Annotated in this window: 25 protein-coding genes; 4 read left to right on the top strand and 21 right to left on the bottom strand. The window is 53.6% G+C overall.

Annotated features, from left to right (window positions below; genetic code table 11):
- The first annotated feature begins 1 nt into the window (after window position 1).
- Genes QA596_04560 through QA596_04575 form a run of 4 tightly spaced genes read left to right on the top strand, consistent with a single transcriptional unit; the run spans window position 2 to window position 2133 of the window.
- Window positions 2–805, top strand: a complete 804-nt coding sequence (locus QA596_04560) for a P-loop NTPase (protein ID MDG5766730.1) — start codon at window positions 2–4, stop codon at window positions 803–805.
- Between the two features lie 12 nt (window positions 806–817).
- On the top strand, window positions 818–1081 hold the full coding sequence (locus QA596_04565) for a hypothetical protein (GenBank protein ID MDG5766731.1): 264 nt from the start codon (window positions 818–820) through the stop codon (window positions 1079–1081).
- Window positions 1082–1084: 3 nt separating this feature from the next.
- Complete coding sequence (locus QA596_04570) at window positions 1085–1852, top strand: FliA/WhiG family RNA polymerase sigma factor (protein ID MDG5766732.1); 768 nt, start codon at window positions 1085–1087, stop codon at window positions 1850–1852.
- A 2-nt stretch (window positions 1853–1854) separates the two neighbouring features.
- Window positions 1855–2133, top strand: coding sequence for a hypothetical protein (locus QA596_04575; protein MDG5766733.1), 279 nt, complete (start codon window positions 1855–1857; stop codon window positions 2131–2133).
- A 51-nt stretch (window positions 2134–2184) separates the two neighbouring features.
- On the opposite strand, the gene fliR is transcribed toward QA596_04575, so the two are convergent.
- The 21 genes from fliR to QA596_04680 form a co-directional block, all read right to left on the bottom strand.
- Window positions 2185–2964, bottom strand: a complete 780-nt coding sequence (fliR, locus tag QA596_04580) for a flagellar biosynthetic protein FliR (GenBank protein ID MDG5766734.1) — start codon at window positions 2962–2964, stop codon at window positions 2185–2187.
- 83 nt (window positions 2965–3047) lie between these two features.
- Complete coding sequence (fliQ, locus tag QA596_04585; GenBank protein MDG5766735.1) at window positions 3048–3317, bottom strand: flagellar biosynthesis protein FliQ; 270 nt, start codon at window positions 3315–3317, stop codon at window positions 3048–3050.
- Between the two features lie 54 nt (window positions 3318–3371).
- On the bottom strand, window positions 3372–4061 hold the full coding sequence (fliP, locus tag QA596_04590) for a flagellar type III secretion system pore protein FliP (protein MDG5766736.1): 690 nt from the start codon (window positions 4059–4061) through the stop codon (window positions 3372–3374).
- On the bottom strand, window positions 4058–4609 hold the full coding sequence (locus QA596_04595) for a flagellar biosynthetic protein FliO (protein MDG5766737.1): 552 nt from the start codon (window positions 4607–4609) through the stop codon (window positions 4058–4060). Before QA596_04595 ends, fliP begins: the two co-directional genes overlap by 4 nt.
- Window positions 4609–5691 carry a flagellar motor switch protein FliN gene (gene fliN / locus QA596_04600; protein MDG5766738.1) on the bottom strand — a complete coding sequence of 361 codons (1083 nt, stop codon included), beginning with the start codon at window positions 5689–5691 and terminating at the stop codon, window positions 4609–4611. The genes QA596_04595 and fliN overlap by 1 nt, the downstream gene beginning before the upstream one ends.
- The gene (locus QA596_04605; protein ID MDG5766739.1) at window positions 5688–6623 is read right to left on the bottom strand and encodes a FliM/FliN family flagellar motor switch protein; all 936 of its coding nucleotides are present in this window, start codon (window positions 6621–6623) and stop codon (window positions 5688–5690) included. Before QA596_04605 ends, fliN begins: the two co-directional genes overlap by 4 nt.
- 27 nt (window positions 6624–6650) lie before the next feature.
- Window positions 6651–7154 (bottom strand): flagellar basal body-associated FliL family protein, encoded by a 504-nt coding sequence (locus QA596_04610; protein MDG5766740.1) that lies wholly within the window; start codon window positions 7152–7154, stop codon window positions 6651–6653.
- Window positions 7155–7171: 17 nt separating this feature from the next.
- Entirely contained in the window at window positions 7172–7879 is a 708-nt protein-coding gene (locus QA596_04615) for a flagellar motor protein MotB (protein ID MDG5766741.1), read from the bottom strand.
- Window positions 7879–8757 (bottom strand): MotA/TolQ/ExbB proton channel family protein, encoded by an 879-nt coding sequence (locus QA596_04620; GenBank protein MDG5766742.1) that lies wholly within the window; start codon window positions 8755–8757, stop codon window positions 7879–7881. The genes QA596_04615 and QA596_04620 overlap by 1 nt, the downstream gene beginning before the upstream one ends.
- A gap of 200 nt (window positions 8758–8957) precedes the next feature.
- Window positions 8958–10232 (bottom strand): flagellar hook protein FlgE, encoded by a 1275-nt coding sequence (locus tag QA596_04625; GenBank protein MDG5766743.1) that lies wholly within the window; start codon window positions 10230–10232, stop codon window positions 8958–8960.
- A gap of 84 nt (window positions 10233–10316) precedes the next feature.
- Window positions 10317–10994 carry a flagellar hook capping FlgD N-terminal domain-containing protein gene (locus tag QA596_04630; protein ID MDG5766744.1) on the bottom strand — a complete coding sequence of 226 codons (678 nt, stop codon included), beginning with the start codon at window positions 10992–10994 and terminating at the stop codon, window positions 10317–10319.
- Between the two features lie 11 nt (window positions 10995–11005).
- Window positions 11006–13888: a hypothetical protein gene (locus QA596_04635; protein ID MDG5766745.1), complete on the bottom strand. Its 2883-nt coding sequence runs from the start codon at window positions 13886–13888 to the stop codon at window positions 11006–11008.
- A complete protein-coding gene (locus QA596_04640; protein MDG5766746.1) occupies window positions 13885–14445 on the bottom strand; it encodes a hypothetical protein in 561 nt (186 codons plus the stop codon). Before QA596_04640 ends, QA596_04635 begins: the two co-directional genes overlap by 4 nt.
- Before the next feature lie 103 nt (window positions 14446–14548).
- Window positions 14549–14977, bottom strand: coding sequence for a flagellar export protein FliJ (fliJ, locus tag QA596_04645; GenBank protein MDG5766747.1), 429 nt, complete (start codon window positions 14975–14977; stop codon window positions 14549–14551).
- Window positions 14978–15124: 147 nt separating this feature from the next.
- A complete protein-coding gene (locus tag QA596_04650; GenBank protein MDG5766748.1) occupies window positions 15125–16459 on the bottom strand; it encodes a FliI/YscN family ATPase in 1335 nt (444 codons plus the stop codon).
- Entirely contained in the window at window positions 16456–17112 is a 657-nt protein-coding gene (locus tag QA596_04655) for a FliH/SctL family protein (GenBank protein ID MDG5766749.1), read from the bottom strand. Before QA596_04655 ends, QA596_04650 begins: the two co-directional genes overlap by 4 nt.
- Before the next feature lie 7 nt (window positions 17113–17119).
- Window positions 17120–18160: a flagellar motor switch protein FliG gene (fliG, locus tag QA596_04660; GenBank protein ID MDG5766750.1), complete on the bottom strand. Its 1041-nt coding sequence runs from the start codon at window positions 18158–18160 to the stop codon at window positions 17120–17122.
- Window positions 18161–18165: 5 nt separating this feature from the next.
- Window positions 18166–19824: a flagellar basal-body MS-ring/collar protein FliF gene (gene fliF, locus QA596_04665; GenBank protein ID MDG5766751.1), complete on the bottom strand. Its 1659-nt coding sequence runs from the start codon at window positions 19822–19824 to the stop codon at window positions 18166–18168.
- An 11-nt stretch (window positions 19825–19835) separates the two neighbouring features.
- The gene (gene fliE / locus QA596_04670) at window positions 19836–20147 is read right to left on the bottom strand and encodes a flagellar hook-basal body complex protein FliE (GenBank protein MDG5766752.1); all 312 of its coding nucleotides are present in this window, start codon (window positions 20145–20147) and stop codon (window positions 19836–19838) included.
- Window positions 20148–20171: 24 nt separating this feature from the next.
- Window positions 20172–20399 (bottom strand): hypothetical protein, encoded by a 228-nt coding sequence (locus QA596_04675; GenBank protein MDG5766753.1) that lies wholly within the window; start codon window positions 20397–20399, stop codon window positions 20172–20174.
- Between the two features lie 8 nt (window positions 20400–20407).
- Window positions 20408–20860, bottom strand: coding sequence for a flagellar basal body rod C-terminal domain-containing protein (locus QA596_04680; protein ID MDG5766754.1), 453 nt, complete (start codon window positions 20858–20860; stop codon window positions 20408–20410).
- Window positions 20861–20874: the final 14 nt, after the last annotated feature.

Genomic DNA, 20874 nt, shown 5'->3' on the forward strand with positions numbered 1-20874 from the left:
CATGACACACAACACAGTATCACATCATCCCTTTATTATCGCGACGGTAAGCGGCAAAGGCGGCGTCGGCAAAAGCATGGCGAGCGTAAACATCGCCGGCACGCTGATTGACATGGGCTACACGGTCGCACTTCTGGATGCCGATATCGGCATGTCCAACTGCGCCACACTGTTGAACGAGCCAACCGATGCTACCGTCATGCACTGGGTTCAGGGCAAATGCGGGCTGGAAGACCTCCCGCACGTTTGCGACGGACTGACTCTGGTCACCGGTTCCGACGAACCCGGCGTGCACGATCAGGATCCGGAGCTTCTGATGGAGGCCATTGACCAGGTTCTGCTTGCGATGGCCGAAGATCACGATATCATCATCATTGATACCCCGGCGGGCTCCGGCGAGTTGAGCCTTTGGGCCCTTGATCGTGCTCAGCTCGGCATGGTACTGCTGGTGGATGAACCCACAGCCATCTCCGATGTCTACCGTTTCTGCAAGTACATTTTGAATATTGACCCGACCTATCCCTTCGCGAGTGTTGTAAATTTTGCCGGGGATGAGAACGCTGCAAACAGCATCCATCAGCGATTCAACACCATTTTACACTATTTCATGCAGCAGGAGGTCGCCTATCTGGGATTTATCCCCGACAGTGACCTGATTCGCCAGTCGGTACAGAAGCAGACCCCGGTCACGCGCCTTCACCCCGACTCGCCGGAAAAGCGGGAATTCGAGTTTATCGCACACAACATCATCAGTGCCATGCCGGAGAAACAACGGCCCAGGCAACGCACCATGAGTCACGATTAAGCTTACCGTCTTATGTTACTACGATTGATTACCGCCATATCACTGCTGGTTTTTGCCCTGCTGCTCATGTCGGGGACACAAATCGACATGGCGCTGTATCGCAGCCTGGTCGTGTTCCTCATTCTTTTTGCCGGCGCCTATCTGACTATTTTCTTTTTGAACGTCATGCAGGAGTCCAATCATACGAAGGCCTCCCCGCCCGCAACCGCATCCGGCAACAATAAAGGCGGAAGCGAGAAGAACAGCGGCGAGGCCTCATCACAAAAATCTTCATAAGCCATGGGTGACAAAACGTTACAAGAATTGGTGGACACTTACTGCGAAGAGCCCGTCGACGGGTTACGCAATGCCATCATAAGCAAATCCATGCCGCTGGTCCGCAGCATCATCGGAAAAATCAAGCGTCCCGACCATCCGCTAACGCACCGCGAAGATCTTGAAAGCGCAGGTATCAGCGGACTCTTACAGGCACTTGACAGCTATGACTCGGAAAAAAATATTCAATTCAACACCTTCGCCTACTATCGGATCCGCGGCAGTGTCATTGATTACCTGAGGAAAGTGGACCAGATTCCGCGCGTGCAACGCAGCAACTACGGGCGGGCGCAGGAAATCAGCGATCAGCTCACTCAGCAGCTTGGTCGTCAGCCGGAGGATCACGAAGTGGCCGATGAGCTCGGCATGTCTGTGGATGAATACCAGACGCTGTTGTCCAATGTCCAGCAGCGCAACGCACTTTCTCTCGACTCCCGATTTGACAGCGACGGCGGCTCTCTTTACGACACCATGGCCGATCCCGAAAGCGAACAGCCGGACGAAAAGCTTCAGAAAGACACCATGGTCAGTAAACTTCAAAAGCGGATCGGAGAACTGAATGACCGTGACCGGCTGATTCTTACCCTCTACTATTTTGAGGACATGACACTGAACGAAATCGCCCTGCTTCTGGATCGCTCGGAAGCGCGCATTTCCCAAATTATCGGAAAACTGCTGCTTCAACTCAAAAACGAGTTACAGGTGAACAAGGCTCGTGAACCCGAGTACTGACCATGACCTCTCTATCCCGAATTGCACGCCTGGCGCGGATTCCGGAGATTCGAAGAAAAAACAGGGAAACGGACCCACGCAAAAAGAAACGCGACGAAGAGCGCGATGAAGACCGGCCTGTCTTTACGTTGAGTGAAGAGCAGCCCCCGGTGCCGGACATCCGAAGAGAGATTCCTTCCGCCCCGAGGCCCAAAATCAGAACCCGGAGCCTCCCCGCAAAAAAACCGGCAAAAAGCGCCTCTGATGATGGAGTCGGAGAACGGCTCGACCTGAAAGTCTGACCGAAGCGCTGTACAAAATCTGACCGGCAGCAGCCCGGGAACTGACTGCGATCAGGGAGTCAACAGTTCGATCATCATGGAGAGGTACTCGAACAGGCGCTGGAACATGATATCGAAGGCAATCGGCAGATAGGGGACGACCAGTACCAGCAAGATCATGCCCACCCCGAGTTTGACGGGCAGCGCGATGAAAAAGATGTTGGCCTGGGGCATGATGCGGGCGAAAATGGCGAAAGAGAGGTTCAGCATAAAGAGCACGACCAGAAATGGAGAGGCGATCTGTACTCCGGTAATGAACAGGTAGGTGGCCATTTCGAGAAACAGCGGCGAGGCCGAGGCCAGTTGCGCGGTGCTCACGGGAATGTGTTCAAAACTGTGCGCCAGGGCGAGAATATAAATTTTGTCTCCTCCGATGGAGAGAAAAATAAGTATGGCCAGCAGATTGAACATGTTGCTCACCACCGAACTTTGCTGCTGGGTCATGCTGTCGACCACATTGGCAAAACTGAGCGCCACCTGAATACTGATCAATCGTCCGGCCAGGTCCAGTCCGGCAAACACAAGCTGCCCGACAAGCCCCAGCGCCACTCCGGTAAGCACCTCCTGAATGATCGCCATGAGCATGAAAATGATTCCGGATTCCGGATCCACCATAACGCTTTGGGCGGGGATGGCGGGAAAAAGCAGAAAACTGGTCATGAGCGCGAAAAACAGCTTGACCCGCACTGGAAAAACCGCCGCGCTGAAAAACGGGGCAACCATGATCATGCTGCCGACGCGCACGAAGATGAGAAAAGCGGACAGGATATATTCAGGGGAAAGCAACGCCATGGCGCATGGTATTCACATTAGTTGGCAAAACCGGGTGCCCGCTGCAAGGCAAGCCATTGACCGGCTGCTGCCGCAACCGCGCATCACTGGGCAATATTGGGGATGAAATCAAAAATCCGCTCCATGAATCCGATGGCGTATTGTAGCATAAATCCGAACAGAAAAAAAAGAATGATCACTACGACAACCATTTTGGGGACATAACTGAGGGTCATCTCCTGAATCGAAGTAGCGGCCTGGAAAATGGCGATGGTCAGACCGATGACAAGCGCACCGATCAGTACCGGTCCGGCCAGCACAACGGCGGCGGTCAGAGTTTCCTGAACCCAGTAGATTCCTGTTTCTGTATTCATTCGTTTAACCTGTGATATTCAAAATTTCGGGTACGTTCCGTGTCGTTTGGCGGATTAGTCGAAGCTGCGGACCATGGACTGTACCAGCAGGTACCATCCGTCGGTAAGCACAAAAACCAGAATCTTGAACGGCAGCGAAACCAGTACCGGCGGCAGAAAGATGATTCCCATCGAGAGCAGGATCGATGCCACCACCAGGTCAATAACCATAAAGGGGAGATAGATCATGAACCCGATCTGAAAGGCGATCCGCAGCTCACTCATCACATAGGAGGGTACCACGACATACAGCGGGATATCGGCAATGCTTTCGGCGGCTTCCATCTCCAGCATATCCATAAAGAACAGCAGATCCTGCTCCCTGGTTTGACGCACCATGAACTCCTTGAGCGGAACGGCCGCTTCAACGAGCGCTTCGGCCTGGGTCATCTCCTCGTTTACATAGGGCTGAATCGCCTGTTCGTTGACCGCATCGAAGGTCGGCATCATGATAAAAATGGTCAGAAACAGCGCCAGTCCGATCAACACCTGGTTGGGAGGCGACTGCTGAGTGCCAAGGCCCATCCGAAGAAAAAAGAAAACCACGATAATGCGGGTGAAGCTGGTCATCATGGTGATAAAGGCGGGGCCGAACGACAGAATGGTGATCAGAATGAGCGCCTGAATGGCCAGCGAAAAATCCTCGGCCTCGCCTCCGATACTCAGATCTATTTGTGGCAGCGCCTGTGCGATAATTGATATCATGACTTTCCGCTAAACAAATTGTAAAAGCTGCTGCTGTCCTGTTCCGACTCGTCCGGAATGGGATCAACCCACTTCTCCTTTGGATACCGGTGGAGCAGTGTCACCGATTCGGCGCTAACTCCCAGTACCCATATTTCGTTGTTAATTTCTATAACTTTTATTTGATGGCCTGCCCCAACCGTATGTTCTCCAATATCTTTCAAGAACCCGGAGGTTTTGGTATCTCCTGTTTTTCGGCGTGACCAGAACCAGACGCCGGCCAGAAGTACCATCAACACGATGAAGGTGGTAAAGGCATTGAAAAACAGGCCTGTGGAGCGGTCTTCGTCCACGAAAGCGGTATCGGACTTGCCCATCATCACGCGCACGCTGTCGCGGCGCTCCTGGGTGGATGGGTCGGCAGCGGGGTCGGGCCGCCCGGACGAAGAGTAATCCATTCTCGAAACCACAATGAGCCACAATACCAGGAGCACAACCGAGATGGATATGACGATTCCCAGAATATTTCTGGGATTTTTTCCGGATGCAAACTGACGAATATCGACCATCACAATTTCGCTATCCGGTCTTTGGTGGTGATCAGGTTGGAGATGCGCACCCCGAAATGTTCGTCAATCACGACCACTTCACCCTGTGCGATTTTGGATCCGTTCACCAGGATATCCACCGGTTCACCGGCCAGCTTGTCGAGTTCAATGATGGAGCCCTTGGCGAGTTTCAGCACTTTACCGAGGGGCATTTCGATCTGGCCAAGTTGCACCGAGACATCCATTTCGACATCCTTGAGCAGTGCCATGCTGCGAGAATGGCCGTTGGTGCCTTCCAGGACGGGCTCATCAAAACTGTCGAATTCCACTTTGCGGCCGGAGACCACCTGATCCTCATCGACCAGTGAGTCGCTCTCCTCGCCCATTTGCTCGGTGTCGATGCTGGTGAATTCCTTTCCGGGGGCGTTCTGTTCTCCGGCGGGTTGTCCTTGTTGTCCGGTTTTGGAGGCCCCCGGTTGTTTTTTTCCGGTCTGGTCGGGCTGCGGGGCCTCTGCGGCTTCTGCCGCCGATTCCTTGTTGGAAACCTGCCCGTCCGATGGAACCGATTCTTCCTGGCCACCTTCGACGGAATCCTCATCGGCGCTTTGGATGCCCAGCAGGAGTCCGGAGCGAACCATATCGTCCGCGAGGCCTTCCACATCCATTTTCGCGTAAAAGAATGTTCCTTTCTTGATTTTCTTTTCCAGCTGTCGAAGCGTGAGCACTTCAATATCACCCAGAGCGATTTTGAGCCCTTCCTTCCGCAGGCTCTTCATGAGCGTTACCGAAAGTTCGGTGGAAAACTTCTTCAGGAGATCTCTTGTAATTTCGTTGTTCTCCTTTTCCTCCACCCCCATCATGATGCTGGACAGCAGACCGAACCACTCCTTTTCAAGAACAAGTACTACGGAGTTTTTACTGGTCTCATCCTGTGCGAAAACATAGATATCGCTTTTTTCAAGAGTTTTGGCGAGCCCCTCCTTGTCGAAGCTTTCCGCTTCGACAACATGGACCTTCGCATCTTCCTGCAGTACGGAAGTAAGAAACTTTTCCACTTCCGGCAGACTTTTTTCCAGTTCGGTTTTCCAGTTTTCCACGTTCATAGCAATTCTTCTTCGTTAATTTCTTCGAGCATTTCAAAAATTTTCACAGCTCTCCGGCCGCCCAATGTACCGGGATAGGCTGTCATTTTGGTAACCCCGTTCACTCTCACTTCCAGGGGCTGATCTGTTTTCTGATTGAGGGTAATGGCATCACCTTCTTCCAGTTTGAGCAGTTCGTCCAGAGTCAGCCTGGTGGTTCCCAGTAGTGGCTGCACCCGCGTTTTTACTTTGGTCAGTGTTCTTTCATACGCCTGAAGCTGCTCCTCGCTTAACCGGAAGCGTCGACTGTGGTTGTCAATTTTCAGGATGGAGTCGTTCAGTGACTCCTTCAGCAGGCTGTAGGGGTAGGAAATTTTCACATCCACCGCCTCATCAAACACCTCGATGCGGAATACCGCGACAATAGCCGGGTCGGCGCTGATCATGTGCAGGTTTTCCGGCTTGCTTTCATAGGTCATGGACTTCACGTTGAAGTTCATGAGCGGTTCCCAGGCGGAGACGATCTCTCTGGTCACATTCCGCATGATACGCTCCATGATTCGCTCTTCGATGGTCGTAAGCATTCGTTTGGGAGGAAGTTCTGTTCCGCGTCCGCCGCTTTGCCGCTCCACCATCTGAATACAGAACCCGGTAGGCATCACCATCACAACATCACCGCCAAGGTCCTCCACATTGAGCACGTAGAGAGCGCTCGGACTTTCGATGTGCCGGATGAACTCGCTGGAAGCCAGCTGGTCGATCTGGGAGAGCTTTACATCAACTTTCTGGCGAAGTCCGGTACTGAAAACCCTGTTGAGATTGCGCGCAAACACTTCGTGAATGGTGCGCAGGGTTCGCATGATCTCCTTGCTGAACAGCTTGGGATGCTTGAAATCATACGCCTCAACATACTTTTTACGCCGTTGCGGCGCTTTTGCTGTGCTTGAAGTCATAAGTGGTACATACTCGGTTATCGCAAATCATTGTATTATGTATCTGGTGAAATACAAATTGCGTACCGAACGCACACCGATTGCCTCATTTACTTCCACTGCCAGGTCTCTGCGGAGTTTTTCTCTCTCTTCAAAATCCATAAGATCTCTGACCGTCCGGGAAGTCAGCACATCATTGAAGCGGTCCGTGATCTTCATCATGTTTTTGTCGATCAGCTCCACATGGTCGTGATGGGCCAATTCCATCCCTATTTGCACCACAAGGAAACGCTGGGCGTTGTTTCCGGAGGGGTTTACGATGAGTTCTTCCATCATGTAGGTGGTGGTGAAGTCGGGCAGAGATCCGAAAATCCGGACATAAATATCTTCGTAGTGCTCGTCGATCAAAACGTAGGCACCTACAGCCTGACCAAGAATTAATATTACCAGCAGGAAATATTTTCCCTTGGGCAGAAATTTTGAGTCCTGGACACCCTGGAGTTCTTCCTCGGTTCCGGACACATCCATATTGTTGTCGTTAAAGGCTGGCATACCGCTATTATCGGATGTTATTCTGCTTCGCTCAAGCCCCTTTGATATATTGGAATACTTTCCTGAAGATCGATGAACTGATCGTCGTACCGGACATATATTTCGACTCGTCTGTTGGCACGCCGGCCCTCGGGAGTCGTATTCGTATCCACCGGACGATATTCGCCATAACTGCTTGCTTTGAAATGATCTGGTGGCAAGCCGCTCGTTTCCTTGATAAATCGTACCACCGAAATTGACCGAGATGCCCCCAGATCCCAGTTTGACCGGTAGTAGGCCGATTGCCGGAGCGGCACATTGTCGGTATGGCCCTGTACTTCTATTTCGTAAATGTCCTCGCTGAACAGTACGGCAATTTCCGACAGGATATTCCTCGCCTCCGGCAGCAAGTCGGAGGAGCCGCTGTTGAACGTCACCGATTCACTAAGCGTAATGCGAATGCCCTCCGGGATGAGGTCAATTTCAAAATGATCTTCCAGCTGCCGCTCTTCAATATAATCAAGAAGAGCCTGCCAGCGCTCAAGGCGTTGCTCACGCAACCTCCTGTTATCTTCGATCTGGATGGATGACTGATTCATAACCGACTCCTGCTGCTTCATCACACCCTTCCCTCCCTGAAAGCGCTGCAGAAAATCCTGCAGGGTATCCAGGTCGACGCCGGGCGTCAGCATGTACAAAACCACGAAGAAAACCAGCAGCAACGTAACCATGTCGCTGTAGGTCATCAACCAGTTTCCAGTGTCTTTCTTAGATCTTCCCATCCGCTGCTCTGTTGTTCAACCCAGTACTTGTAGAGTTTTTCTTCCCGCTCCTTGGTGATGCGGGTATTGTCATGGAACTGCAGGTATTCGGCTCTGCTTTTCGGTTCCACGTAGTTCAGCATTTTTTTCTCCATCAAGCGCGGGTTTTCGCCTTCCACTATCGACATGATCGCAACCCGGAACATGCGCTTGCGGTTCAGATCCAGCTCACTCAGGAATTCCAGTTTACCGGCAAGCGGATTAAACACCATATTGGCAAAAATTGTCCCGTAAAGCGTGGTGAGAAGTGCAACGGAGAGGCCTGCGCCAAGTGTTTCGGGGTCGGAGATGTTCTGAAGCATCAGAATCATGCCGATAACGGTTCCGATCATTCCGAAGGCCGGAGCGTAGGAGGCCATGGAATAGAGCACATTGATGGAGATCTCCATCCTGCGCTCGATACTCTTGATCTGGTCGCCGAGGATGACTTCGAGGTTGTCTTTGCTGATTCCGTCGATGGCGAGCTGCATTCCGTTCTGCAGAAACTGGTCTTCGATGTACTGGACATCGTTGTCGAGAGGAATCAGTCCGCCACGGCGCGCCCTCCGGGCAAACAGGTTCATCAGCTCCACATCGGTGCGAAGGTCCACCGCTTTTGCCCGCATCATGTTGGTGATAACCTGGAAGCTGTCGCTGATATTCTCCCAGCTGTAGTTCACCATGGTCGCCGCGATAACACCTCCAAGTACGATTAATACCGAGGAGAGACTCGCAAAGGCTACCAGACTGCCCTGAGTCGTAATGGCCAACCCCACCAGTGTGAAGCCACCGATAAATCCTATGAGTGTTGAGCGGTCTAACATGCTTGAGTTATCGGCCGGAAGCCGAAAAACTCAAGGGGTGGAAACCCAGTGATTACAGAGTTCACACCCCTCTGTCAGCATGTCGCCACCACGCCACTTGCTAACCGAAGCCGCAACTATCGATTTCTGCGTGCGGGAATCCGGTCAGGCCCGGGCCACTACCCGGTCCGACCGTACCCTGATATTATTTATTTTACGGATTATCGTTTCAGGTTGACCGCCTCCATCAGCATTTCATCTGCGGTGGAGATCACTCTGGCGTTGGACTGATACGCTCTTTGCGAGGTGATCATTTCGGTAAACTCCTTGGCCAGATCCACATTCGACCCCTCAAGAGAGCCGGCATTGATAGTGGTGTCGGACATGGCGTCAGCCGAGTTGATAAATACTTCACCGGCTGCCGAGGTAGCGCGGAACAATCCGCTGCCGACCATTTCCAGTCCGTGGTCGTTCTGTACCTGTGCCATTGCTATTTGCGCAAGCGTTGCATTCTTTCCATTGTCGTAGATCCCTGAAATTCTTCCGTCACCATCGATTGCCACATCCAGGAGCTGGCCCTGGGCGTAGCCGTCCTGGGAAAGCACCTTGGCGGTATTGGTTCCGGAAAACTGGGTAAGCACCGCGCCCTTGCTGCGGTCATTCAGTTCCACATTGATTTCAAAATCACTGGCCCCACCGCCGGGAGATACCTCGATAGCAGGGATCGAGCTCACATCCAGCTCTCCGCTCTCTGTGAAAGTCACTTCGGCGTCCGTCACCGGGTTACCGGCGGCATCCACAAAAATGGCATCGGCATCATCGGGCGATGAAACCGCAACATCCCACTCGTTATCGATGATATTGCCGTCGACATCCTGCTTGCGAGTGAAAGTAAGCAGCAGGGAATAGGCACTGCCCAGCCCGTCATAGACTGTAGTGCTCATACGTACCGGCTCATCTCCCGAGAGGTTTCCGGTAAGGGTGATCTCTTCGGTAGCTTTGGGTGACAGAGCCTGCTCAAAATCGATAGAAATTTTCGATGTGCTTCCACCGGGTGTGATGGTACCGTCGTTATTGGCGTTATATCCCTGCACATGCCGTCCTCCCTGATCTACCAGGAAACCGTCTTTGTTAAAGACAAAATTGCCGGCGCGGGTCATGTAGGTTTCTCCCTGGTCAGCTACCAGAAAATAGCCACGGCCTTCAATGGCAAGATCGGTGCCGCGACCGGTATTCTGCATGACTCCCTGTGTGAAATCACGGTCGATGGATCCGATGCGCACCCCCAGGCCTACCTGATTGCTCATCTGGGGGGATGACTCCCCGCCGGCATCGGCTCTGCCCAGACGCTGACTCATCAGCTCGGCAAAGGTAACCCGGGACGATTTGAACCCGGTCGTCTCCACATTGGCAATATTATTACCGATCACATCCATTTTGGTTTGAAATGATCGCAAACCACTCACACCTGAATTTAATGCTCTGATTAATGCCATAACTTTTCTCCTTGTTTTGTAATCGGCAGCATAGAGCCGCTGCCTTACCCACTACGGGCGCTGTTATTTGTTTTTAATTAAAAATCATAACGGGAGGCCGATCTCCTCGACATCACCAATGGGTATATCAATACCGTTTACGGTAAGTTTAACCCCGTCGCCGGTATACCGCACTTTGGAGGCGACTCCTTCCACATAGGTCAGTGCCGCGACACCGGATTCCTCATTCGATGCTTCAATCGAAACCCGGTAGTTGCCGTCCGGCACCCGGTTTCCATACTCGTTGCGTCCGTCCCACTCCCAGGAGTGGTCTCCGCCCGCCATATTACTCACACTTTCGCGTCGGATTTCACGCCCGCTCTCATTGCGGATGACAATGTCAACCTGCGATGCGGAGTTGTTCAGCTTGTAGTTGATTTTTGACGATTCTCCGGAGTTGAGCATTACAACATCCGACAGCGCTTTTACATTCTTGCCGGTAAGCGATGCGGCCAGGGAATTTGTCAGTCCGGTGCTCATCATATCCTGGCTCTCCTGGAGCTTGTTGATGCCCTGGTTGACATTGATCAGCTGCTCCACCGAGTTGAACTGTGCCAGCTGTGCCGCAAAATCGGCGCCGTCCAGCGGGTTAAGCGGATCCTGATGGCGCATCTGCGATACCAGGAGCTGCAGAAACTGCTGCTGTCCCATCTCGTTGCGCTTGGCCGGGTCCTGCCTGTTGAACATGGCCGATGTCTGAGAATTGATATTGTGTATATCCATTGTTTAGTCCGTTATGCCGTCCATTCCATCTGGTTATATCCGAAATTCCTTATGCTTTGCGGGGCCACTTTTTCCACCTGCATGGGTTTGGCATCGCTGCCGGAAGCGGGGTTATGCTCTTGCCTGCCTTCGTCGGATTGCGAATCCCCGAAGAATCCGGCGAACTCATCCATTCCCCTGTTATCCAGCTGCAATTCGATTTCAATATCACACTCTTTCTGCAGGTGATCACGCAGTTCCTGGTAATGGTGCTGGAGCATGCGTCCGAGCTCCGAAGCGCTGGAACCCAGCTTCAGCTGGAGCACTCCGTCCACTTCCCGAACCGATATCCGGATGTTGCTTCCGTCGTCCATCGTAAACCGGTGATTCTGCCAGCTGCCGGAGTTGGACGAACCCGATTCACGGGCTGTCTGGACAAAGCGTGTCAGGGCGGGTATCACCTCACGGCGAATTTCCGCGTTCATGATCGGTATCTGTCCCATTCTGGATGCGGATGCTGCCGAATCGCGTTTTTCCTCTTCCGCGCTGTCCGAAGTGTCGACGTCCATTACATATTTTTTCCACTCAAAGTCTTCTTCATCGGTGGATGACATCTCACCGAATACAACGCTTGATACCGGTTGCAGGGCGGACACCGACTGTGTTTGCGTCACCTCTCCACTGCTTCCGGAAATGACCGGAACACGGATGGTTTCAGACGATGTAACCCGCTCGGTAAAAGCGTTTATGTGAGCTTCATACCTGGCCGACCGGATTCCGGTTACATGGGCATCCTCCCTGCCCGCGGTCTTGCCTGACCGCAGATCCGCTGCATCCACAGCTGCTGCCGGTGCTTCGGAAGTTCTGTTCGTTTCCAGAGCCGCGCGCTCTCCTTTCGGGGGCTGCTCCTGTACGTTTCCGGTCGACTCCGCCCGAGCCGCCTGCTCCAGCCGCCGGGCAATTTCCCGGGTCATGGACGCGAATCTCAGCGACTCCTGAACTCCTTTGCTGTTACGATCGGCGTTATCAGCAGACGCCGCAATGCGGTCGCCCATCGAATCTGTGCTGCCGGATGAACCCGATCCCGAAACCGAATCCGGCTTCATGGCCCGTTCACCCAAAAACGTCGCTTGCGCACGCTCACCGGTTCTGTTTTCCTGCTGGGTTCCGGTGCCGACCGGTGTCGTCTGCCGGTCTGCGGCCTGCCCATCGCTGCGGCCGATGCCATTCGCGTTGGTGCGAGACGTGTCGGTCTCCCGGCGTTCGGATTCCGGCTTATGATTTTCTGTTGCCCGGCCGGATTCTTTCTTCACGGAGTCTTTATCACGGGATGACACGTCCGATCCTGTTTTGGAATCCTTGTCTGAGTCTGTTGAGGAGTCCTTTTCGGATTCGCCTGTCACACCCTTTCCGGATTCCTTGCTGGCATCCGCACCATAGTTTCTTCCGGAGTCTGCAGCAAAACCGGTTTTTGAGCTCGTGCCGTAGCCGGGGTTATGTCCGTTTTTACCCTCCGGTTCGTTTGATGTTCCCGAACCCTTTCCGGACCCGGAGTTCTTGTCGCCGGTAAGACCGCCAGAATGGTTCCGGTTTGAGCCACTTTCGGGTTCGGAGTGCTTATCATTACCCGAGAGATGACCGGTGCCGGGATTGTTGCCCGCCCCCGGAGCCAAACCGGCCGAATGCCCTTCATTGTCTTCGCCGGATCCATACGGTATTTCAGTCTCTGCGGCAGCATTTTCCTCATCGTATCCCGGTTGGGGCACGCCATCTGTCTCGGAGCTTTGTTCATCCGTATCACCGGCATCGGCCGCATCGGAATCACTTGCCCCCAGACTGTTTTCATCATCCTTTACGGCTGTTCCGGCATCCCCGGAATCCTTTGCGGGTTCGTCCGCTTTGCCTGATTCCGGCACTCTTTCTGCGCCGCCGCCAACTGCTTCAGTAGTACCGTGTTCCGGTGATGCCGGTTCAACTCCCGTGTATTCGGTTTCCGAATCCACATGCAGACCGTATCCGGATCCGCTCTTTGCCTTTTCCGACGCATCGCCGTCACCGGCAGATAATTCCGCCCCCGCGGAGAAGCCGGTATCACCGGACTCATGCTCTGGTCCATCCACCTGAATTCCGGCGGATGAACCCAAAAAATCTTTTTTGGAAACATCGTTGCCAAAATCCAAACCGGTGGTGGCGCCCGGCCAGCTAACTGCTTTTTCCCCCTCTGTTTCCTGTTGCGAAACAGAACGGTTCGTCACAGCTTCGTTCGCGGATCCGGCCCAATGATTTGCTTCATCTTCATCGGATCCGTCCATGCTTCCTGCCCCGAAAGCATGTTGCGCTGTGGAACCCTGGCCGGGCGCACCTCCACCGGTTTGCCCCTTTGTCAAGAACACTTCTTCTTCTATAATATCTTCGCCATCGGCAGATGGAATGACAACCCGCTCAAGTACGGATGTGTCGCCTTCGTCCGTCTGCGGTGCCACGGAAAGCGTCACGTACGGCTTCTCACCTTCGGCGGCCTGCAAATGTCGACTGCCCAGGTTGTTATCGCCATCCGCCGGCACTTTCTGTGAGTGCTCCGGACGGACACCCAGACCACCCCCGGCAGCAGTCTGCATTAATCGGCTTCCCAAACCGACATGGGATAATCTTCGGGAACTACTGTCGCCGCTTTCGGAACGACTATCCGCCTTCTCTCCCGAACCATTCTTCGATCCTGAATCATCGGCGATTCCGCTTGACTTGTTCCCGGAATCGGAATCTCTGTTTAAGGATTGCCAGACACTGGAGAACGGCCGGGATTCCCCCTGATTTGTTTGCAAGGAGGCCAGCGAAGGCGTAGACGCTGAACCGACACGGCCATCTGTTCCGGCACCGGGAAAACTTTTCTGACTCACAAAGGGAAAACTGCTCATAGCATCACCTCGCTCATCAGTTTGGCTGCGCGCTGCGGAGAGAGTGAGCGCAACAGCTTTTCACGCTGAATGGTACCGCCGGACTGATACAACCGCACCAGCTGCCCGTCATCCATCTCCCTGATAATCGGTGCCAGCTCTTCTTCATCCAGGTTCAGCAGGCTTTTCACCCGCTCCCCAAACTCTTCATCACTCATGTAAAACGTGCTGCCGCGCTGAACCGGCTCTGTCGCAGATTCCGCTACCGGCATAAAATCTTCCAGTTTTTCCCACTCCTTTAACTCAAGCTCCAGATCCTCATTCAGCAGCTGCAGGGAATCGACCGTACTGCGCAGACTGCGATTATCCGCTCGAAGACGTTCCATCTCCGCTTTCCACTCCTCGACTTCCTCATCGGTCAGCGGTCCCGCGCCCGGAAACCCATCTCCGTCCTGTTCATCCCACTGGGTCAGCTGTTCGTACTGTTCCGGATTAATCTGGGGATACAGGAAGAATATCAGCGCAAACACGCCCACAAAAGAGCCAACAATAATGCCGGGGATTTTGAGATATTTCATCTTGTCAGTTTGTTGTCATTGGGTACTTTGCGGATCATTTCCACACCGGGCATCAATTGATGCTCCCCAGTGCTGCCGGATCCTTGCCGCACCTGGCGGACCGTTACCTGCCGAAGTATTGGGCCGCAATTTCATCCATGTGCTTCTGTTCCATCCGATCTGCCTCTTCCCGGAACGCGCTGTGCTCGCGGTCCTTGATCTTTTCGAGGATATGCGTTTCGCGGTGAGCTTTCAGCAGCTTGTCACGTTCGCGATTGACCTCATCCTGCGCCTTACCCGCATCACGATCGATTTTTCCCATCATCTGGTGCGTGTGCTCCATGTGCGCATAGGCATTTCTGAGTTTCCGGATATCATAAACCGACGCCTTTTCCTTCTCCCCCAGAAACTGCTTGAGTTCATCGGCTATTTCGGATTTCCGCTCGTCGAGGATCTGCTTGATCCGCTGCTTTTCAGCAAGCTTCTGCTGTTGAATCTTTTCCTTGTGCTCACGGACGCGAAGGACCGGTTCGAGTGAGAATCTGAATTTCATATGCGGTTCGGTTACTGATTTCAAAAGGTGCCTGTACTGCTCACGATCCATGGGCGCTTAGACCATCCATGGATTGCCGTGGATTTGGCTTCAATGATATCACCATCCAAAACCGTGCCGGAATGATGAAAAAAAGTTGAGAATACGTCAGTCAACGATTTTTTTCAGGGACCCCCACAAGTCCTCATTGAAATCCGACTCGTCCATGCCCTGTCTCAGAAAAGATTCCAGGCCCGGATTCTTCTTGATGGCTTCGTCAATTTTGGGATTGGAGCCCTTGACGTAGGCACCGATGTTGATGAGATCTTCGGCCTCGCGATAGGTGGCCAGGATCTCACGCGCTTTCATGGCGATGTTGCGGTCTTCCCGGGAAATAATATTGGGCATGACCCGCGAGACGCTTTCAAGCACATCTATCGCGGGATAATGGTTTCTGTGGGCCAGGCGCCGGGAAAGTACCAGGTGACCATCCAGGATGGATCGCACGGCATCAGCGATGGGCTCATTCATATCGTCGTTGTCCACCAGCACGGTATACAACCCGGTAATGCTGCCGGATTTGGTTTTTCCGGCCCGTTCCAGCAGTTTCGGCAGTGTGGTAAACACGCTCGGGGTATATCCCTTGGTGGTGGGAGGTTCTCCGGAGGCCAGACCGATTTCACGCTGGGCCATGGCCACCCTGGTCACCGAGTCCATCATGAGAAGGACATTTTTTCCTTTATCGCGAAAATATTCCGCAATCGCCGTAGCTGTGGAAGCGCCCTTGATGCGGCTCATTGCCGCCATATCGGAGGTGACGGCCACAACGACGGATCGTTTCAGTCCCTCTTCCCCCAGGGCATCGGTGATAAACTCGCTCACTTCGCGTCCCCGCTCCCCGATCAGTGCGATTACGTTCACATCGGCGGAGGAGTTCCGGGCGATCATGCCCATCAAAACACTTTTACCGACACCCGAGCCGGCGAAAATACCCAGCCTCTGTCCTTTTCCGAGGGTGTTGATCGTGTCGATGGCGCGCACACCGGTAAGCATGGGGGTGTCGATGCGTCCCCGGCTGAGCGGGCCCGGAGGTTCGTTGTACACCGTTTGGTGCTCCCCGTTCATAATCGGCCCCTTGCCGTCGATCGGCAGTCCGTCGGCATCCACAACCCGCCCCAGCATGTCCTTGCCGATGGCCAGCGTAAGCGGACGGCTGCTCAGTTCCACCAGGCATCCGGCCTTCAGACCTTCGATCCGGTCGTAGGGCATCAGCAGAGTATCCTTGTCGCGTATTCCAACAACCTCCGACTGGATCCGCTTTCCGCTTTGACTGTGGATACTGTAAATCTCACCGACACACGCCTGCAAACCCGTACACTCCACGATGGTACCGATTACCGTCGATACTTTGCCGAATCGTTTCGGTTCTGCGGGTATCAGCCGGGCCTTTTCCCGGATATTGTGGATGTGCCCGGTCAGGGTCTGTTGACTGATGGTACTCATTTCGGCAAAATCAGGGATTCCTTAAAATCATGGAGCATCTGGCGGAAGTCGCGCACCACTTTTTCCCTGTTGGTTTCAAGCTGAAATTCCCCGGGATTGCAATGGCTGCTCACGCGAACAACGACACCGGTCGCCTCGGCATACTCGTTCTGAAGTGATTCGACCAGGTCAAAATCTTCGGAAGAGACCCACAATACCGGGCGGGCTTTCCGGTCCAGTTCCTGCAGCAGCAGCCGCAGATCTTCTTCCAGTTTGTTGCGCATGGTACCGTTGGTAATGGGAACCCCCAGAATCGCTTCCGAAATATCGAACACCAGGTTGAGCAAACCCGGCTTCAGTGCCTCCTGATGCTCTTTCCAGGCTGCACGTGCCGCCTCAAACTCACGGCGCATAGGCTCAAGCCTTGCCTCCAGCTCGCCGGCGGCCTTGTCATATCCTTCACGCCGGCCTTGCTCACGTCCTTTTTCGAATGCCTCCGTACGGATCTTTTCGCGCTCAAGCAGCCATTTCTCATGCTGCTCCCGAAGCAGGGAGTCCACATCCGGTGGTGCCGCCTCCGGCTTCTGCTCATCAAAAACCATCCGGTAATTCAGGCGAAAACTGCCGTCATCTTTCCAGGAAAACTTTTTCTTGTCAATGATCTTACGGGACATACAACCGTTACTCCACAATCTCGTCTTCGGCCATCTTTCGGGTCGAAATCTGCCCTTCTTCCTCGAGCTTCTTTATTTTCTTTATTATACGCTGCTGCGCTTCTTCGACATCCTTGACGTGCACAGGTCCGAGCGCTTCCATATCCTCCTTGAGCATATCCACGGCACGGGTGGACATATTCTTGATAAACTTGTTGGTAAGCTCCTCGCTGACCCCTTTGAGGCCCAGAACCAGATCGGCTTTGTCCATTTCGTTGATAATGAGCTGGACGGTCCGATCGTCGAAATGAGCGATATCCTCGAAGAGGAACATCTGCTTCTTGATCTCTTCGGCAAGCTGCGGGTCGCGTTCCTCGATTTCCCGGATCACATTGCGTTCCACAGACATGTTCGCTTCGTTCAGAATGCTGGCCACCATCGAAGCGCCGCCTTTGACCCGGTCACCCACCGAATCCACACCGCCCATCTGCTCCTTGATCACCTCTTCGACCTCATCGATCACTTCGGCGGATATTTTGTCGAGTGACGCCAGTCGGAAGATAATTTCACCCTGCAGTTCTTCACTGAGGTGGGAAAGGATTTCCGCCGACCGTTCCTGTTTAATCTGCGACATGATCAGCGCCGCCACCTGCGGGTGCTCGTTCTGGATAAAATGGACAATCTGGGTGATTTCATTGGACTGGAACACCCCGAAAGCGCTGGTACCGGTCTCCGCCTCCAGCTTGCGGAACATGTTGTTGGCGTCATCGGCACCTTTGGCCTGGGTCAGAATCCCCTTGGCGTAGTCAATCCCCCCTTCGAGAATGTACTGCTTGGCCGTCATCATGTCGTAATATTCCCGCATTACCTCATCGACAACCTCGGGACTCACATTCTTGATTTTGGCAATTTCAAGCGAGATCGCCTCTACTTCGTCATCACGCAGCGTTTTCAATACCGTGGATGCCGCTTCAACCCCGAGCGAGATCAGCAGGATCGCCGCCTTCTGGTTGCCGCTCAGTTTCGATGCATCATCAATAGTTACTCCGCCGAAATCTTTCTTTGCCATATCCGTCAACTCACTTTTTTACTGAATGTCATCATTGCCCGCACCACACTGGCGGCCTCGTCAGGCTGCATTTCGATGAAGTCGCGGATCTCCTCGACCACGAATGATTTCTCGTCCAGTTGTTTTCTGGCAGCAGGACTCAGCTTGCGGTTGTAGAAATTTTCCTCTTCTTCAGACATATTCACACTATCTCCCTCACTCTGGTCAGTTGCACCCTGTTCCGATACCGCGACATCCTGGCCGTTGGTGTACCCCTGGAACAGTACCGGTGACGTTTCATCACGGAATCGTTTCGACATATTGTAGATCAGCAAGGCAAATGCAAGCAGGGCGGCGAGGATCAGTGACCATCGAATCACCTGATTCCAGGGAACCGGCTGCTCACCGTGCGGGTACAATTCATCCATGGCGGGATCAAAGAACCGGATCTGTGTGATCGTCAGCTCATCGCCGCGATTCATCTGAATGCCAAGTGCGGTCCGCACCACTTCCTGCAGCTCCTGCAGCTCGTCCTGGGTATAGGGCTCATCAACCAGAACGGTTTCCCCCTCCTCGCTGACTTCCCTGGTCTGCTTGTAATTCAGCAGGAGCGAGGCGCTGATTCTCCGGATATCACCTTCCGGCTTTTCAAACAGTTCGCGGACTTTGTTGACTTCGTAATTCCGGGTCTGAACAACATTTTCGTTGTTTCGGCTGGAGAGAAGTACGCTTTCACCGCGGAGGTTAATGGGGGTGAACTCATCGATGGGTACCTGCTGGAAGTCCTCATGGTTCTGGGAGTCCGTTCGGCGTTCCTCGGAGATAATGGTACGGCTGTCGGGATCGATCAGGTCGGATTCCCTGGTCAGCCGATCGAAATCGTGTTCGGCGGCAACTCGCAGGATGCTGTTGCCGGGACCAAGCACCCGGTCGAGCATGGTTTGGCCGCGCTCGGTCAGGTACGCCTCGGTTTTTTGTCTCAGCTCCATCTGACTGGATCCGGAGGCAAAACCGCCGGTTCCCGATGCGGAATCGGTCAGTCTATTGCCGTTCTGGTCCAGTACCGTAATGGCGTCGGCACCCAGCCCTTCCACACTACCGGCAACCAGAGCGGTCATTCCGGAGATTTGATCCTTGGAGAGGCCCTGGCCACGTTTAAGTGTCAAAATTATTGAAGCTGATGCCTCCACCGTGGTTCGCTGAAAGGGTGTGCGTTCCGGAAGCACGAGGTGGACGCGGGAATTTTCGACCTGCTCAAGGCTGGCGATGGTCCGCGAGAGCTCCCCTTCCAGCGCCCGTTTCTTGTTGATCCGCTGCATGAAATCCGTCATACCGAGCGTGTTCTCATCAAAAAGTTCGTACCCCTGCACGTCGGAATGCGCGGCGAGGCCGACCGATGCCAGCCTCATGCGGAGTTCATGCACCTGATTGCTTCTCACATAGATGGAGCGTCCGCTGTCCTCAACACGGAAGCTGACCCCCTGCTCCTCAAGCTCGGCGGCAACTTCACGGGCCGCCTCATTATTCATGGAGCCAAACAAAATGGTGTATTCGGGTTTGAGCGTCCAGTAAAACACGCCCCCCAGGATGATGACGAGCAGGGTGATCATCAAAACGAACATGGTTCGCTGCGCCATGGTCAGCGGTTCGAAAAATGCTTGAATACTCTCGGTAATACGTCCCATTATCCCCTATCCTATATTTGCATTCGGCTTATTTCCTGATAGGTCTCGATTGCTTTGTTGCGCACTTCGACCATCATCTGAAAGCTGAGCTGTGCCCGCTGCATGTTGATCATGACCTCATGGACATTCTCGGTGCGGCCGGCGGCAAAGTCCTGGATGCTCTGTTCGGATGTTTTCATGGTTTGATCGACAGAACCAACCGCGCGGGTCAGCATATCGGCAAACGAATCTTTGGTGTCGGGTGTACGCAGTTCGGGGCGCTGCAAACCAGACCGGACCTCACCGGCCTGTTGGAGTCCTCGTAGTTCAATGGGATTGATCATAACAATAGTGCTTTGAAAAGGGGATTAGATTTTGGTGTCGATGTGCATACCGCGGCCTGAGAGCATCTGCTCCTGCTTCTGACCATTGCCCTTGTAATACGTCAGCGGCTTTGCGCCCGAGAACTCCTTGCGGATCATTTTGCTCTCGTCGTCGGTAAGCGTTGGAGGGGTGGCCATACCCGCAGCCTTTCTGAGGCCGTTTCCCCTGGTAATCTCCTGGGTTTGAATGGTGTTCAGTGAAGAAACATTCATGGTGTTACCTAAATTTCAAGTGAGCGTTTGATAATTTGTTTTTCCGCTTCGATGGCACTCAGGTTGGCTTCGTACAACCGGTTGGCGCTGACCAGCTGGGTCATCTCCCGGATCAGGTCCACATCCGGATACCGGACCATTCCGTTTTCATCGGCATCGGGATGGTTGGGATCGTACTCGTGGCGGAACGATTCGGTTTCAGTAATCTGTGCCTGCGGACCCAGGCTGCCGGACGGCCCGTTTGCGGAACTTGCGGATGCCGCCCCCGGAGAACCCATATGGCGCGCTTCGGTGCGGCGAAGAGTGTCGACATTGTCCAGTAGCACCCGTTGAAAGTCGTGCCGGTTACCGATGCTCGTCTGCACGGACTGAGGTTTGTAGGCATTGGAGGATCCCTCCGGTGCGGATGTTCCGGCGTTGGCAATATTCCGCGTAGCAACGGAAATTTTTTCACGCTGCACGTCCAACCCCTGTG

This window comes from Balneolales bacterium ANBcel1 (genome assembly GCA_029688905.1).
Lineage (GTDB): Bacteria > Bacteroidota > Rhodothermia > Balneolales > Natronogracilivirgulaceae > SLLW01.